Source organism: Arthrobacter sp. KN11-1C (genome assembly GCF_052180225.1).
Taxonomy (GTDB): Bacteria; Actinomycetota; Actinomycetes; order Actinomycetales; family Micrococcaceae; genus Arthrobacter.
Window position 1 is genome coordinate 4,041,979 of the sequence record NZ_CP197467.1, and the last position, 16,002, is coordinate 4,057,980.

The window sequence follows — 16,002 nt, forward strand, 5'->3', positions numbered from 1 at the left end:
CTAGTCCTCCTCTAGAAGCGCACACAAGTGAACCGTTATGTAGGAGATTTCCGACTCTGGCACGGACCGTCCCAGCTCATCCTCGAAACTGTGCATGATCCCCCCGATCACTGTCTTTTCCCGGTCTCGACCGGTGATTTCCGATTCGACGGCCTCCGATGCCTCCGCTTCCGGCTCACCGCGCTGCAGGCGGGTCAGAGCGATGACAAGGTGTGTCACGAAGGGAGCCGCATTCTCCTCCGTCAATTCCAGAGAGAATTGCCTGGTAATTTCAAGGAGGGCAGTCTCGGCCAGCTTCCGTGCCACGGGGCTCGCCATTCCCGAATCTTCCAGAAGGTCCAGACGTTCGCGAAAGGGCTCCCGGACATCGGCGGGCGCCGTGTCATGCGGCTGGGTTGTGCCCGTCACGATGATGCGCCGGCGGTGCGGGACCGGTGGGCCAGGATCTCCCTGACCAGCATCGGAATTGCGACACCCGACTGCTCATAGGCAAACCCGAAAGCCATCCGGCCTTCGCCCACAAGTTCGGCCACATGCTTTTCGGTAACGGGCATGCCCGGAGTACCTGCGATGCCCACCAGATTGGCACCGAGCGTCGCCGTCGCGGCGGCCAGCGCGCCGCCGCCCCCGGACCAGCACGTGCCCAGGTAGTAGTCGGCTTGACCGCTCTTCACCAGCCTTGCTCCCTGCATGTCCCCCATTGCGACAGCCTGCACTCGGTCACCCCCGGCGTCCTGGGCCATTTTGGCCATGATCTTGGCATCTACTCCGGCAAGGACAATCCGAACCGCTCGATTTTCTATCACGAGAAACTCCTTTGTTATCGCTGCACTGCGTCGGGTTTCCGACAGCCCCAAGCTGGCATGCTTTATAATGTTGTTACGTTGTTATTACACGTGTGACGCTCAATCGAGAAGGAAGTGGGAGTCATAATGTCCCGGCCTACGCCCTCGGTCCGCCGTAATGTGCGGATCCCCTACTACGAGCAGGTCAAGCTTCTGATTCTGAAGGAAATCGAATCGGGAAACATGCAGCCCGGCGACATGCTCACTTCGGAGGGTGAGATGTGTGAACGCTACGAGGTCTCCCGCACCGTGGTCCGCCAGGCCATCGGCGAGCTCGTCAACGAGGGCATACTGGTTCGCCAACAGGGCAAGGGCACCTTCATTTCCCGGCCGAAGGTCAGGGAACAGTTCATGCAGAGCACCGTAGGCTTTTTTGAAGATCTGAGCCTCCGCGGCCACTCCGTACAAAGCAAGGTCATCAGCTGCAAGCTTGTCGGCGCGGAAAACACCGTTGCCGAGGCACTGGAAATTGACCCCGGGTCGAAATGCGTGGAAATCACCCGTCTTCGCTACGTCAATGAAGATCTGATCGCTTTTACAAAGTCCTACATCAACAGCGCGGATGCCAACATGGTCGACGACCTGATTGCTGCCGACCTTTCCACTAATTCGCTGTACCGGACTCTTGAAGAAAACTGGGGCCTGCGCATTGAGTCCGGCAGGCGCTCCCTTGAAGTGGTGACGACCAGCGGCGTGCTGCCGGGCATTCTCGAAGTCAAGGCAGGGACCCCGGCGCTCTACATCGAATCGATCGGACGAGACGCTGGCGGCACCCCTGTCGAGTATTTTCGTGCATGGCATCGGGCCGACCGGACCCGACTGGAAATTGACGTAGTTCGTCGGTAGCTGCCCCGCCACTTTTACCGGTGGATTTGGGCCGGCGCCGCGCGAAGATGCCTGTCTTGCAGTCGGGCCACCGCGGAACCTCAGAGATCCACCAGCTGCGCCGCTGCAGCCCCCTGGCTGCGCCCGCAACTGGCGGCCCGCCCCGACGCCTGCAGGGCGACGGCTTCCATGAGGCGGGCCTGAGGGTCCTTTGATCGCCTCCGGGAGAGACCGCTGTGATGCGGCGACCTGCGGCGGTGCCGTTGATATCATCATTGATCCTCCTCCTAGTCGTAATCATATTATGATGAGTCCTGTTGCGGGTCAAGGAATTCTTCAATGGGAAGGTGTAGCGATGAGTGATTTTGTACGAACGGTGCTAGGTGATGTGAAACCGGAGGAACTGGGCTTGACTCTGGGCCATGAGCATCTCATCACCCGCCCAGCTGACCGTCTCCTTCACGAGGATCAGGGCAGCGAGGACCTGCTACTCGACGACGAAGACCTTGCGGTGGCAGAATTGGCGAGGTTCCACGAGGCTGGCGGTGGAGCCCTTGTTGAACTCACAACGAAAGAGTACGGCCGGGACGCCGAAGCACTCGGGCGCATTGCTGCCCGGAGCAAGATCCATATCGTTGCCACAACGGGTCACGTCACGCCCTATTTCTGGGCCGGCGTGCTCGACGTGGACTCCATGTCGCGGGAGTGCCTTGTCCAGGAGATGGTGGAGGAACTGACCGTGGGTATTGGAACCAGCGGAGTAAGGGCCGGCGTCATAAAGGCCGGGAGCTCCAAGGGTGAAATCACGGAGACGGAAGAGCGGGTGCTCCGTGCCGCTGCGGCCGCTCAGAAGCTGACTGGGGCACCCATCACGACGCATACTACGGCCGGCACCATGGCGACGGCGCAGGCCCGCATATTGTTGGATGCGGGGGCCGACCCGGAACGTGTCTGCATCGGTCATTTGGACAGGTCCCTCGATTTTGAGGAACAGCGCCACCTTGCCGAGGAAGGCTTCCGTCTCGGCTACGACCAGACGTCCAAGGACTGGTACGAACCGGACAGCCGGCGGGTCGACTTCATCGTGCGGCTCGTGGAACTCGGACTTGGCGACAGGGTCTGTCTCTCAGGCGACCTGGCTCGGCGGAGCGCTTTGGTCTCCTGGGGCGGAGGCCCGGGATACACCCATATCCCCCACCGTCTGGTTCCGTGGCTTCGACGAGCCGGCCTGGGACAGGACGCACTTACGACGCTGGTCTCGAACCCGGCCAAACTCCTTACCTGGTCCTGAATCGGGGAATGACCCGACTGCCTGTGCTGGCGGAGGCAGTCGGGTCAAGTGAAGGAGAAGCGCTCACTGAAAAGTGCTTCTGGAAGCCGCTGTCGCAGCTCCGGATATGCGTCGCCCCTGACTGGGTGTGGTCGTCAGAGGGAAACGCCCACGAGGGCTAGCAGATTGGCAATGATGCCTACGCCAATGGCTGTCACCGCGCCCAGGGCCATCGGCATCACCGGCGCATTGGACCGCTGGTTGATGAACCAGGCGCCAATGACGGCCGCCACTCCCCAGCCGCCGGCAAATGCTGCTGCGGCCATTGCCCCGCCCGCCAGGAATGCGATTTCCATAACGTGGAAGATCGCGGTTCGCATGGTGTCCGCAATTTCCCGAACAACGGTGAACCGGTCCAGGTTCTTGAAGAACCACAGGAGGCTGAACACTTCGATGACACGGAAGACGGCCACGGCGCCGGCAGCAACCCACGGGTTTGGCATCAGCATGGCGATGGATGGTTCCAGGGAGGTTCCTGTAAGGATCCACACGCCGGTCATGACGGCGGTCGTATACTTCATTGGGACGAAGGCCAGGAACCAGGCGGCCGCTGCCAGGGCGGCAGGGATTGCCATTCCGTGAAGATATAGTGAGGCCGAAATCGGGTCGCTGGCCATGTACCCGAGATTGTACGCCGCCCCTGCCAGCGCATGGATGACAATGATCAGCGGGAGGTTCCGTTTGATGCGTCCGGTATTTTTTCTGAAGAAATCGTCTTCATCAGGGGCGTTTTGGACCGAACCCGAACCGGCCTCATCCGTGAGCCATTCCGGCGGCACATCGCCGAATTCATTTCCTGGCCGACGTGATTCGCGCACGACTAGAACCACGAGATAAACGAGTCCCGCCCCGAAGGCCCAGGCCGGTGGATACGGCAGCCCGAGTGTCGCGGCGGCAGCCCACACGGCTGTGGCCACAATGGCTGAGCAGAGCCCCTGCTTGAGTCCGTAGTGGTAAAAAACTGTGAGAACGGCAAACAGGAAGAATGCTTCAAGGGCCGGCTGGGTGATGAGCTGAACAGTTCTTGCCATCTCAATAGGTGCGGCAGCCATGAGGTCCGAAGCCAACCGAAGAACGACGGCAACAGCCGCGCTCCACGCTGCTCCCAGAACGAATGAGGACAGCACCCCGAAAAGCCCACGCCGCGATTTGTACCAGGCCTCATCGTGAGTCGTCCGCATTGCAACGCCGATGTAGTCGGTTGCAATGAAGATCAGGTAGAGCATGGGAATGGCATGGCCGAGCGAGAACGGCAGACCGAACGCCCACAGGAACCCGAGCCCCAGCGTAAAGGACGTGCGTCGGATGGATTTGGTGTCCACGTTGCCGGCCTTATAGGAGGGCAAGATCGGTCGGAGCCCGTCATGGAATATTGCCACCCCGCGGTTCGCAAGAACTGCGGATAACCCACCCATCGCGGCGAAAAGAATGGCTTGTGGCAACAGAGGGACGGGCATAGCTACTTCCGAACCGAACATTGGGGCCCTCCAAAGGGTGAAGAGTGTGTGTACAAGAACTAGCGGATTGCGGCTCTACCTGTGGCTTCCGCCGTTTGCGTTAAGCTGCGCTCCCGGTTCGCCGTCTTCGCATCGGCTCCAGCAGAGCCCACAGGTGCACTGCCGGCGCAATTGTTGAACCCACTATGACCAGAGCTGCGTTCAACAGAATTGGTCCAGGTCCTTGTCGCTTTTTCATATTGCTCCATCTCGGAGTGACGAAGCGCTTGCCCCAGCCACTAATACAAAGGCCCCGGCGACCGCCGTGGGTCCGTCCGCTTGCGAGCATCCAACTTTGTCATCATATTATTATGACGTGATGACCTGTCAAGGTCATTTCGTGTCTAGGTTAGCTTGCGGCTACCGAGCGGCTTTACCGGTTGTCATCGAAAGCCTGAGCTGCCCTCGCGGTGGATCGTTCCGCCCGCCCTAGAGCAGGTCCCGCACATGGCCCGTTTCGTTCACCGAAATGAGGCTGCGAGCAGCCCTTTGGTCAGCGATCACCCGGGTGATTGATCCATATGCCGGAGAATAGGGAAGGGCAAGCCAAAAGGCTTTGTCTTGGCCCAAAACATGGCCGGTATAAGCATTAATGACGCCCGCGTGGGTAAACAACACGGCAGTACCACCTGGATGTTTACGGATGATCGACTCTACGGCCCCGACAACTTGAGCTCGGAACGCGGTGAGATCGATTTCAGGGTCATAAAAATGTCCCTGCCGAAGCGCCTGCCATCGGGGGTCGTTCGCCTTTTTGAGTTCTTCAACCGGCACATACGCGGGGCCGGCCGAGTCCCATTCAGCAATCTCCTGGACGAGGGTCGCTGTGATACTAAGCCGGTTTGCCAACGGTGATGCCGTCTCCACTGCACGCAGTAAGGGCGAGGAATAGATCTCATCGATCCGTTCCGCAGCCAAAAAGTCAGCGACCTGTTGGGCTTGACGGACGCCGTCGGCTGCCAGACCGGGGTCCGCTGCCGCAGTCGGAACCGTTTCGGTTGGCCCGTCGACACGCAGCGGAAGCCCGTGCCGAACCATTATGAGTCGCACCGCCCTATCCCACCTGAATGGATAGGGCGTCACGAAACCGTTTCGCCCCTGACCTGACGAGTTCATACGCGCCCTGCTCGGCGGACAGGCTCGGCACCAGATCTGACCCGGCGAACACGGCCACCGCACCGGCTTGGAGAAATGCAAGAGCATTTTCTGGCGTCACCCCGCCCGATGGCACCAAGGCAAGGTGGGGAAACGGTCCCAAGAGGTCGCGCAGGTACCTGGGGCCTGCGGTATTCGCGGGAAATATTTTTATTGCCGCGGCTCCCATCGAATGGGCGTTGTAGACCTCGGTCGGGCTCAGCGCACCGGGGAAAAAGGGTATGTCATGTTCGTTGCATACGGCGGCCACTGCGGGGACGAGGCCAGGCGACACGACAAACTTGGCTCCCGCAGAGATCGCTTCTCGGGCCTGATCTGCGGTCAGGATCGTGCCAGCGCCCACCACCGCTGATGCCTCGGAAGCGACTTCCCGGATGATTTCCGCGGCTGATGGGATAGTGAAAGTGAACTCGACGCACCGGATACCTTCACCGCTGAGTGTACGGACCAGCCGCACGGGATCATCCACGGATTTGGCTCGGATGACCGCTGCGACTCTATCTTCTTTGAGGACGGTCAATACTGGAGTAGTCATAATTCACTTCCTACGGTCGTGGATGTCTGATTCTAGGGCGCAAATAGGGAGTCACAATCCGGCGGTGGCCATCGATGTGCCGCTCTCGCTTTTGCCCGACAATGCCAACTCGGACAAACGGTCGAATGAAGGTCCGGAGGCGGGGATCTCAATTCCGAATACTTCCGCGATGACCTGTGTCCAGCCGTGAATGAAATAGACCCAGCCATCAACGACGGTGACGTTTAGCTGAGCGTCAGCCGACCTCGCTTGGTCAAGAAAGACAAGGTCACCCCGGTAGTTCAAGTCCCAGACAATCGCGTTCTCCGGGAACCGGGCCCGGTCGGTAAGCGGGGATCCGGGCATGTCCTTACCCAGGCCAGTGGCATTTATGATTACGGAACCCTCCGGGAGGTTCTGCAGCACCGCATCGTTGTCCTGCGGATTCGGGGTATGCACCAGTTCCAGGGGGACATCCGACTTCAGTTCGTCGTGGACCCGGCGAAGACTCGCCAATCGTTGCTGGCTGCGGTTCGAAATTACGACCCGCCGGGGCCGGTCCGTTCCCCTTTCCGGGCGGGTCAGATACCAACTGATCGCAACTGCCGAGCCACCAGCCCCCATGACGAACACGTCGGCCTCACGGTCACGCCAGTAACCGCGGGGGATAAAATCCTCCAGAGCAAAGCCTGACGAAATAGGATCCTTCGCATGAGCGGTGAGGATTCCACCCGGCTTCGAAATACAGCTGACCTCCGACATCAGCGCCGCAAGGGGATCTACGACATCGAACAAATCCACGGCAGCGTTGTAGAGATCAATCTTGTGCGTCGTTACAAGGGCGCCAAGACTGAGGGGGTCATCCTTAATAAAGGCCACCACATTCCTGTAGGCGTCAGGCGATGCATGCAGCGGCATGTCAATGCCGACAAGTTGAACGCCGCTCAACCCCAGCTCCTGAGCCCACAGGGGAAATACCCTGCGAATGGAAGAGCTGCCGGTCGTCACCCCAATGAAATACAAGGTTGGACGGACCGCTGGCTGGAGAGTGTCATGTTTATAGGTGATATCCACTTCTTACCCTTTCGCGTCTGCGTATGAACCGGGTGGAATGCCCGTAGAGGTTCGAGCTGCCAACATCAGCAACATATAATCACATCATCATGTAATGATATGATGGCAAAGTAAAGTCCCAAACCCTTGGCATTGCCGCAGCAGCGCGAGTCGCTCCCTTCCGCGACTCTCGTCGGCGAGCTGAAGGCACGTCCTTCCGTTCAAGGGATTCGCCTTCATAGCTTCAACTGCCTCAATACCCCTGCCAGCTGCCCGGCTGGCAGGGGAATCTACCGTCACCAGCCAAGGAATTACTCGTGTTTGAGACGCCATTCCAACCTTCGTCCGCAGCCAGCGTTACGGGCAGCAGCCGCGTCAAGCGCGGCATGGCCGAGATGCTCAAGGGCGGCGTCATCATGGACGTCGTCAACGTCGAGCAGGCCCGCATCGCCGAAGATGCCGGTGCCGTGGCCGTCATGGCGCTCGAGCGCGTTCCCGCCGACATCCGCGCCCAAGGCGGCGTGTCCCGCATGTCGGACCCGGACATGATCGACCAGATCATCGCCGCCGTGTCCATCCCCGTCATGGCCAAGGCCCGCATCGGCCACTTCGTCGAAGCCCAGGTCCTGCAGTCCCTCGGCGTTGACTACATCGACGAGTCCGAGGTCCTGACCCCGGCCGACTACACCCACCACATCGACAAGTGGAACTTCACGGTTCCCTTCGTCTGCGGTGCCACCAACCTCGGCGAGGCGCTGCGCCGCATCAACGAGGGCGCGGCCATGATCCGCTCCAAGGGCGAGGCCGGCACCGGCGACGTCTCCAACGCCACCACCCACATGCGCCAGATCCGCGCCGAGATCCTCCGCCTCTCCACCCTGCCCGAGGACGAACTCTACGTCGCGGCCAAGGAACTGCAGGCCCCGTACGAACTCGTCAAGGAAATCGCCGCCACCGGCAAGCTCCCCGTCGTGCTCTTCACCGCCGGCGGCATCGCCACCCCGGCCGACGCTGCCATGATGATGCAGCTCGGAGCGGACGGCGTGTTCGTCGGTTCGGGCATCTTCAAGTCCGGCAACCCGGCCCAGCGTGCCGCTGCCGTCGTGAAGGCCACCACGTTCTTCGACGACCCCGACGTCATCGCCAAGGTCTCCCGCGGCCTGGGCGAAGCCATGGTGGGCATCAACGTCGAGGAAATCCCCGAACCCCACCGCCTCGCAGAGCGCGGCTGGTAACCGTACGCCCTAATTCGCTCATATAGGAGTTGGGATGAAGAGGTGGGCACCCCTCACCCCGGCGGACAACCAACCTAGGTCAAGGCGTGGATGAAGAAACAAGCTCCGGCGCTGCGGAGCGTCTAGTGCGCCCCCTGGACGCACTAGAGGAACAGATCGTCGCGATCCCCGGCGCCAGCGCGACCGGGACGCTATTGCCAAAAGTGGCGGAGATGCCGCTCTCCCGACCGCCAGCGCAACGAGATTGGGACTAGGGTCGAAGCCCTCGTGGAGGCCCACCCCCTTCATGAGGTCCTGACCTCGGTGCTCGGAATCGGTCAGGACGCGGGCCGGCACCCGAACGCAGGTGAGGCTAAACGCACCTGTCACCTGCCGCTCCGTTACCTCAATGCACGCGAACGCCAGCAGACGCGGGGCCAAGAAACTCGAACGGACGTCGTCCCAGGCTATGAGCGCCGCAGTCCGTCATAGCCTGGGACGGCTCCCAAATAGCACTGAGAATGGCATATCTGGCCGACAGTCACTTTCGCTGACCCACACGTGCACTGAATTAACCGAGCTGTTGGGCGTTGCGTACGCTCTAGCGCCGCAACACCCAACAGCTGATACCGCTACCAAATTTCCTGGAGAGCAGGAACCTCAAGGGGATGCGCCAGCCGATAGGGTGTCAGGCTGGCTGCTTGATGGCAGGCGAGTCAACAATCGCACTTGCGCTTTCATCCGCGCGAACGAGGACACCCGCCCCTGGCAAAGCAGACACCCCGACGGTGTCACCAACGGCGATGCCAGACACCGCGCTAGGTGAATCTACCCAGATATCTGTTCCATCTGCCAACTGGATTGCATATCGGAAACCTGCGCCGCGAAACATGACGCCGGCTACTTTCCCACCCAACATCCCCTCCTGCCCTGGGGCGATGGTGATCGATTCAGGACGCAGCGAAACGAATGCTTGTTCTCCGACCGTGAACGGCGAACTCAAGTAATGCGGGAAGAACTCGCGCGAACCCGAGGCCCACTCGATTTCCGCGTTCTCGTCACCACTGTGAACCACTCGACAGGGGACAAGACTCGTATCACCAACAAACTCTGCGACATATTGAGACTGTGGGTGGCGGTAAATCTCGAACGGGGTTCCTATTTGTTTTATTTCCCCGTGAAGCATCAACGCGACTCGGTGGCTCAAGCTCATCGCTTCATCCTGCGCGTGGGTCACGTAGACAAACGTAGTTCCCAGTCGTGCCTGAATGCTCCGTAACTCTTCCTGCATCCGCTTACGGAGCTGCAGATCCAATGCGCCTAGCGGCTCGTCCAGGAGGAGGAGCCGCGGCTCATTCACGAGTGCCCGAGCCAAGGCGACCCGCTGCTGCTGGCCCCCGGATAGAAGTCGTGGGTGTCGGCCGCCGAGTGGCGTGAGATCAACCATTTCGAGCATCGCGCTGACACGGCGTCGGACTTCGCTTTCCGGGGTCTTGGAGACCCGCAACCCGTAGGCGACGTTGTCGAACACAGTCATGTGAGGAAACAAGGCATAATTCTGGAATACAAGGTTGAATGGCCGCTTGTCTGGGGGAACACGAACCAGGTCTTGGCCGCCGTACATGACTTGACCCCGGGACGGCTGTTCGAGACCACCCAAGATACGCAGCAACGTGGATTTTCCACACCCTGAAGGTCCGAGCAACGTCAGGAACTCCCCTTCCTCGATCTCTAGATCAATCGGCCCCAACGCCGTCGTACCGCCGAAGTCCTTTCCGACGCCCTGCAACGAAACCAAGCTCATCGTTTACTGCCCCTTAATGCATTTACAAGGCTGCCGCGGAGCAAAACCGCGACGCCGCCGATGATCAACAATGATGCGACTAAGAGCATTACAGCCAGCGCATTGATGCCTGGCGTCAGTCCTCTCCGGATCTGGCCTAATACCCATACGGGCAATGTGGTCCCCGTACCTATGGTGAAGTTGGTGACTAACAGCTCGTCAAGAGACACCGCAGCGGCCAACAAAGCCGCGGCGATCAGCGATGGTTTGAGCAGCGTGAGGGTCATGTCAAAGAAGACCTTGAGCTGGCTCGCTCCGAGGTCCCTGGCGGCCTCTTCGATTCGTATATCCATAGAGAGCAGCCGCGATCGCAGTACCAGAACAATGTAAGGCGTAGCTATAAGAATGTGTGCGAGGGCACTGGCTGCCAGGCCGACTTCCAGATTCAGGAAGGCGGCCGCTGTAAGAAGTGCTATTCCAATCATCACACCCGGCACTGCTACCGGAGCGTAGACCGCCGGCGTCAGTGCGGCCGAGGTCAGACGGCGCCGACGACTCCGGACCAGTACGAATGCCGTGGGTACCCCAAGAGCTAGACCACCAACCACCGACGCGCCCATGAGAATCACGCTGTTTCCCAAAGCCGCATCGAATCCCGTCGTCTGAATAATGGACGCGTACCAGTGGCCCGTGAAGCCCGTGAACGGAAGACTCGGAACTGGCGAACTATTGAAGGAGAACGCGATGAGGACCAGTAGGGGTGCAGCAAGGAATATCAGAATAAGTACGGATGCTATCTGCACTATCGGGAATCGACGGAAAAGCGAGGTCCGAGAACCTGTCCGAAGATTCTTACCATTCGGAATTCCCCGGGCACCAGCCATAAGATGCCGGAAACGAGAGGCTGTAGCGGGGATCATGGCCGCTACGCCTTTCTGCAGGAGCCCGAAGCAGCCGAGGGCAACAAAGACGGACACGACGGCTACGAATGCCAACGCAGCACCCAAAGGCAGGTTCGCCGCACCGCCGAATTGGTCCTTGATGACCGATCCCACCATCTGGCCGGAGATACCTCCGACAAGCTGCGGAGTGATGTAGTCAGTCGTCGCTAATACAAAGGTGAGGGCGAAAGCTGCCTTCATTGCAGGCATCGCCAATGGGACCGTGATCTGCAACAGGCGCCGAACGCGTCCCGCTCCCAAATCCTGGGCGGCTTCCACGATGCGGGGATCGATATCTTGCAGGCCACCGTAAATGACCAATGTTGCGATTGGCAAGTACACGTACACCAGCGTCACGACAATCGCGAAATAGCCATAGAACAAGAATCCAATCGGCTTATCTACGATGTGCAGGGACATCAGCGTGCTGTTTACGATTCCGTTGGTGCCGAGGATCGTACCCCACGCGTACACCCGAACGATGTATGACGCCAGCAACGACAGTGCGATAGCGAACAATACCGGCTTTCCAAACCTGCCCAGTCTGAAGGTAATAGCGTATGCGAGGATGAACGCCAGGACAGTCATACAAGCAGCCGCAATGGCGCCAACTGCAAGGCTTTTTGCGATCAATGTCAGATATAGCGGCGAACCCAAGACCTCGGCGTAGTTCGCCGCGGTGATGTTTCTGGTTACCGTGAAGAACCCCGCCTCCCAGAAGCTGTAGAGCGCCAAGATCGCCAGTGGAAGGACAAGGACACCCAGGACGTATACCCAAAACGGTAACGCGAGTAACGCTAGCTTTTCCTTGCGGTCTGCTGTTTGCCGAGGGACGTCAGCGGTCAGGTTCATAGAGCCTTGAACCTTTCCCAGGCCTTGATCCATTCCGGGAATGAAACAAAGCCGTTGTTGTTGTCAAACGGCACGCCGGGCTGGAGCGGTGCCTTGCTGAGAATCGCGTCCAGGCTGGAGAACTGAAGCTCCTTTGGTACGCCGTACAGTGCGCTGTCGACAACTGGGAACGACCACGCCTTGCTCGCTAAGGCCGCCTGCGCACCCGTCTCCAGCGTGTTATTGATGAAGGACAGGGCCACCGGTATATCCGCCCCCCGCACCACGGTGCAGCAATCGAGGTAAGACCACGATCCAAGAAGGCTCGTTTCCATTTTTGCGCCTGCTTTACGTGCATCCAGGAACGAAGACGCGTAACACGGCAAATCAACCCAAATGTCGCCACGGGCTAGAAGCGCCGGCTCCTCGCCATACTGATGCAAGGTGAGGAGCTGCGACTTGAAACGATTGAGGGTGTCGACGACCTTTTGGAATTCGTTCGGCTTAAGCTTCTGCGGGTCCGCGTATCCGAGGAGGCGTGCAAACGTGGTGATTACGGCGTATGGGTCATCCGGGAGTCCCACTTTTCTCGCAAGCTTCGGGGAGAATAGGTCATCCAGGCTCTTTGGTTCGGTCGTGAATCGGGCGTCCCACTGCATATAACCGTAGCTCCATTGCAGCGGGATACTGAGTACCGAACCATTCCGGCTTATCTCGGGCCAGTTCCGGAACGTTGGGTTGATATTTGCCCAGTTGGACAACAACGCCGGGTTCGTTGGAATGACTCGTTTGGCGGCCACTAGCTGGTCGTCGTATCCATTCGTCATAGTGACGAGGTCGATTGCGCCCGGCTGCGCCGTCTTTGTAATGGTGTCTTCATTACCTCCGATGTAACCCCACTGGCTTTTTACGTTGGCAGTATCGAGCTCCGGTGCATGATAAAATTGCCAGCCAATTATTTTTGCAGTCCCACGCGCGTTGGTGACTTGGTCCAGGGTGATACCTGCGTCGGGCGCTGCTGCGGCGTCGGCGCTGGCGTTGCTGCCGCAACCCGAAAGGGTTTCGGCAAGTCCGAGAGCCGTCGCTACGCCCAGAAGTTGTCCACCCCGCTTCAGCAGGAGCCTTCTTGGCAGGTAATTACCCCCTGACCGATTGTCGAGGGGCGGATCCTGCTGCAACAAATTTTTAGACATCGCGTCAGACGTCCTTTCTGCGGGGTCTACGTGTCGAATGATCCATAGCAAGAATGCGAAGCGCAGCTAGCTCCCGGCGGTCTTACCAGGAAGCGAGCTGCTCGAAATGTGGCTACAGCGGCTTCCGAGGTTACGCGGGGACTCCAGCGCGCGACACGTCGAGCGGCCGGGCGAGTTCCCTGGCCTCAACGACGAGATTGTTGATTCCGTGATGCCTCACGGCGCCCCTCGCGAAGTAGGCGGTTACATCAGTCAGCGGACCGATGCCAAGTTGGTCGAAGGGACCATCCTTGATCGTGACAGTGCCAATGCCCTTCTTGGCCTCGGTTGCGTCCGTCTCCACCTTGACGAAGACGAGCTGCTGCTTCTCAATCGCGACTGCATCTGGGGACGGCACTTGTCGAAAGCAGATCGTGTACCCGACCCCGTGTCCGGGGAACTCCTCGGCGGGGATGGTCTCAAGGCCGTCGAGCGTGACGGAAACCAGCTCTGTGCCCCGACGAGACACCGAGTACTCGTATCGGCTCGATTCCTCGTTCGGATGCGGAGACACTTCGAAGTCACCCATCTTCTTCGGGTAGCCCCATACTTCCCGGCCGAAGACCAGAGAGAAATCATCGTCGACGTAACTCTGGACGAGGAACACGCCTTCGGTGTACGGCGGCTCCGTGAGCTTCGCCACGATCCCGATGTTGAAATCGTAGAAGGGGTACTCCCACGTTTTAACGCCGTCTTGGACTGTCTCATTGAGGTAGACGAGGTCGATGATCACGTCCCCTGTTGCCTCCAAGGGTGCGGGCACCCATTTGTTGAGCTGCTCAAGGTCTCCCTTGGCAGTGATGACCATGAAATCGCTGTTCGACCGCATCACTTCCTCGGGACCCTGTTCACACGCGAGCCAATCAAGCTCGAATCCTCGAACTATTTCTGCTTGCTTCTTCACCATGGCGCTCTAGACCTCTCCGGTTGTGCGGGACGAGATTGAATCGGGCGGGCCGGCACGCAATGGCCGGTTGACTTTTTAGACAACCTGGACTGGCGATGTGGTTGTCATCACATGATGATGACATGCTGAGTTGGTCGTGTCAATGGCACTTTCCACCGTCTGAAGACGCCGGAGAACGGAGTCCGATGACGAAATGACACAGGAGGAGCTTGGCCGGTTAACCGTGCCCGGGGTGTTGTTCTGGTTTAGGTTGGCACGAGGGAATATGGCGGAGTGGCGCTCCGCTAAGGCATCTGGGGTCAGCAGCCCCACATTTTCTGCCGAGGCTCCGGCCCGCCCTCATGTCTTTCATCCGCTGGGGTCGAGGCTCCACTCGACGGGTCATGGCGAGGACGAGGTCGGGGCCTTCGTGAAAAGCCGAGTGCGCGATCAGGCCAACACCAATACTGCTGCTTTCCGAGTACCTATGGCCTTTCAGCAGCGGACCCCGTCCCGCTTCTTATTTACGGCGGACCACATCCATCTCCAGGCGTGTCCGGTCGATCCGGTGCCATGCCTGGAAAAACTCGATCGGACGGCCACTAGCATCACGCCCGACCGATTCGATGTAAAGAACGGGGGAATCAGATTTGATTTCAAGTATTCCCGGAAGCATTCCGCTAGCGCTCACGACCTCCAAAGATCTCCGACCTGATTCGATCCGAAGTCCCCAATGGTCCTCAAGAGTTCGGTAGAGAGAATTGACGGAGAGGTCAGAGTCAAGGAGATCGGCGACCAAGTTATGGTCGCCGCTGTTTATGTAGGACTTGGTGAAGACGACTAATTCCTTGTTGACATAGCGCAGCCGGGTGACCTCGGTGCATGTAGAGCCGGGCTCAATTTCGAGCGCCTGGGCCACGGAGTTGCCGGCCTCGACCAGCTGACAGCTGATCACTTTACTCTTCACCGAGTGGCCCCGGAGCGAGAGATCTTCAAAGAAGCCCACGGTGCTTTGCATGAACTGCTCTCGCACCTTGGTGTGGGCAATAAATGTTCCCTTCCCATGCTGGCGGAGCAGGACCCCTTCGTTGACGAGCTCGCCGATCGCCTGCCGGACAACAGTGCGCGAGACCTCGTAGCGTTCGCACATTTCGCTTTCCGAGGGCAGCATGTCCCCCGGCTTCATTCCCTCAGATTTAATTTCCTTCAAGAGGAGGACCTTGAGCTGCTCGTAATAGGGAACTCGAACGCCGCGAAGGATTTTAGGTGCTGGCCGGGACACGTTGACTCCTCATTTCCGTGGAACATCGAAGACAAGTCACCGTGATAACAACGACATGGCAACGCAACGAATTGTACTATCTTCGGGTTCCATGTTTAGAGGTCCCCTATGGAGCAACAGGTAGATTTCGTTGCATGAAATCGAGCGGTCGAATTGCCCTGGCGGAGGGCGGGGTTCCGGCAGGGCTGCCTGACGTGTCAGATTGTCGCGGGCGGCCGAGGCTGTAGCGGACGCTGCGGTCGTTCTTGGTGCCGCAGATGAGGATCCCGACGGTTTCGTTGTGGTGTTCGCGGCGCAGCACGTCATCGACGAGGGCGACATAGAAGTTGAACTTTCCGGCAGGAATTTGCCGGTCTTGAGTTCGATGACCACGTAGCCCGTTAACCGCACCAACGACGGACTTCACTGCGGTCTGGGTCACACCAAGGGTAACTCTTCGGGTGGAAACTGGTGCCACCACCAGCCTTCCCAGGCTGACGATGTAATTGCATTGTCGCTCAAGGTAGCCACGGGCTTCCAAGGTCCCTGACGTTGCGCAGCTCTCCGGATTGTTGACCGGTCAAAAGCCAACTGTCCAGAGTGCTTTGGCCAATTGTGCTGGATCCCGCGGCGTGC

At 59.2% G+C, this 16,002-nt stretch carries 14 protein-coding genes and 1 pseudogene; 3 read left to right on the forward strand and 12 right to left on the reverse strand.

What is annotated here, in order from left to right:
- Complete coding sequence (locus ACSBOX_RS18835; RefSeq protein ID WP_442543828.1) at window positions 1–306, reverse strand: PRD domain-containing protein; 306 nt, start codon at window positions 304–306, stop codon at window positions 1–3.
- A gap of 98 nt (window positions 307–404) precedes the next feature.
- Window positions 405–806, reverse strand: a complete 402-nt coding sequence (locus tag ACSBOX_RS18840) for a DUF2620 family protein (RefSeq protein ID WP_442543829.1) — start codon at window positions 804–806, stop codon at window positions 405–407.
- A gap of 159 nt (window positions 807–965) precedes the next feature.
- Here ACSBOX_RS18840 and ACSBOX_RS18845 point away from each other — a divergent pair, with 159 nt between their 5' ends.
- Window positions 966–1,691 (forward strand): GntR family transcriptional regulator, encoded by a 726-nt coding sequence (locus ACSBOX_RS18845; protein WP_442543830.1) that lies wholly within the window; start codon window positions 966–968, stop codon window positions 1,689–1,691.
- Between the two features lie 334 nt (window positions 1,692–2,025).
- Window positions 2,026–2,961: a phosphotriesterase family protein gene (locus ACSBOX_RS18850; protein ID WP_442543831.1), complete on the forward strand. Its 936-nt coding sequence runs from the start codon at window positions 2,026–2,028 to the stop codon at window positions 2,959–2,961.
- 134 nt (window positions 2,962–3,095) lie between these two features.
- Here the strand turns inward: ACSBOX_RS18850 and ACSBOX_RS18855 are convergent, their stop codons facing one another.
- The 4 genes from ACSBOX_RS18855 to ACSBOX_RS18870 all read right to left on the reverse strand — a co-directional run bounded on the left by ACSBOX_RS18855 (window position 3,096) and on the right by ACSBOX_RS18870 (window position 7,239).
- Window positions 3,096–4,478 carry a YhfT family protein gene (locus ACSBOX_RS18855; protein ID WP_442543832.1) on the reverse strand — a complete coding sequence of 461 codons (1,383 nt, stop codon included), beginning with the start codon at window positions 4,476–4,478 and terminating at the stop codon, window positions 3,096–3,098.
- Window positions 4,479–4,925: 447 nt separating this feature from the next.
- Entirely contained in the window at window positions 4,926–5,546 is a 621-nt protein-coding gene (locus ACSBOX_RS18860; protein WP_442543833.1) for a histidine phosphatase family protein, read from the reverse strand.
- Window positions 5,547–5,550: 4 nt separating this feature from the next.
- Complete coding sequence (locus tag ACSBOX_RS18865; protein WP_442543834.1) at window positions 5,551–6,186, reverse strand: bifunctional 4-hydroxy-2-oxoglutarate aldolase/2-dehydro-3-deoxy-phosphogluconate aldolase; 636 nt, start codon at window positions 6,184–6,186, stop codon at window positions 5,551–5,553.
- A gap of 51 nt (window positions 6,187–6,237) precedes the next feature.
- Window positions 6,238–7,239, reverse strand: coding sequence for a shikimate dehydrogenase family protein (locus ACSBOX_RS18870; protein WP_442543835.1), 1,002 nt, complete (start codon window positions 7,237–7,239; stop codon window positions 6,238–6,240).
- 365 nt (window positions 7,240–7,604) lie between these two features.
- Between ACSBOX_RS18870 and pdxS the strand changes: the two genes are divergently transcribed.
- Window positions 7,605–8,453, forward strand: coding sequence for a pyridoxal 5'-phosphate synthase lyase subunit PdxS (gene pdxS / locus ACSBOX_RS18875; RefSeq protein WP_241709994.1), 849 nt, complete (start codon window positions 7,605–7,607; stop codon window positions 8,451–8,453).
- Between the two features lie 667 nt (window positions 8,454–9,120).
- Here pdxS and ACSBOX_RS18880 read toward each other — a convergent pair.
- From ACSBOX_RS18880 to ACSBOX_RS18905, 6 genes and pseudogenes are all read right to left on the reverse strand, one after another.
- Window positions 9,121–10,236 (reverse strand): ABC transporter ATP-binding protein, encoded by a 1,116-nt coding sequence (locus tag ACSBOX_RS18880; protein ID WP_442543836.1) that lies wholly within the window; start codon window positions 10,234–10,236, stop codon window positions 9,121–9,123.
- A complete protein-coding gene (locus tag ACSBOX_RS18885) occupies window positions 10,233–12,008 on the reverse strand; it encodes an ABC transporter permease subunit (protein WP_442543837.1) in 1,776 nt (591 codons plus the stop codon). Before ACSBOX_RS18885 ends, ACSBOX_RS18880 begins: the two co-directional genes overlap by 4 nt.
- On the reverse strand, window positions 12,005–13,180 hold the full coding sequence (locus ACSBOX_RS18890; RefSeq protein WP_442543838.1) for an ABC transporter substrate-binding protein: 1,176 nt from the start codon (window positions 13,178–13,180) through the stop codon (window positions 12,005–12,007). The genes ACSBOX_RS18885 and ACSBOX_RS18890 overlap by 4 nt, the downstream gene beginning before the upstream one ends.
- Before the next feature lie 130 nt (window positions 13,181–13,310).
- Window positions 13,311–14,126: an acetoacetate decarboxylase family protein gene (locus ACSBOX_RS18895; protein ID WP_442543839.1), complete on the reverse strand. Its 816-nt coding sequence runs from the start codon at window positions 14,124–14,126 to the stop codon at window positions 13,311–13,313.
- Window positions 14,127–14,625: 499 nt separating this feature from the next.
- The gene (locus tag ACSBOX_RS18900; RefSeq protein ID WP_442543840.1) at window positions 14,626–15,387 is read right to left on the reverse strand and encodes a GntR family transcriptional regulator; all 762 of its coding nucleotides are present in this window, start codon (window positions 15,385–15,387) and stop codon (window positions 14,626–14,628) included.
- Between the two features lie 211 nt (window positions 15,388–15,598).
- Window positions 15,599–15,762, reverse strand: a pseudogene (locus ACSBOX_RS18905) (PDDEXK nuclease domain-containing protein); the annotation flags it as partial.
- Window positions 15,763–16,002 lie beyond the last annotated feature (240 nt).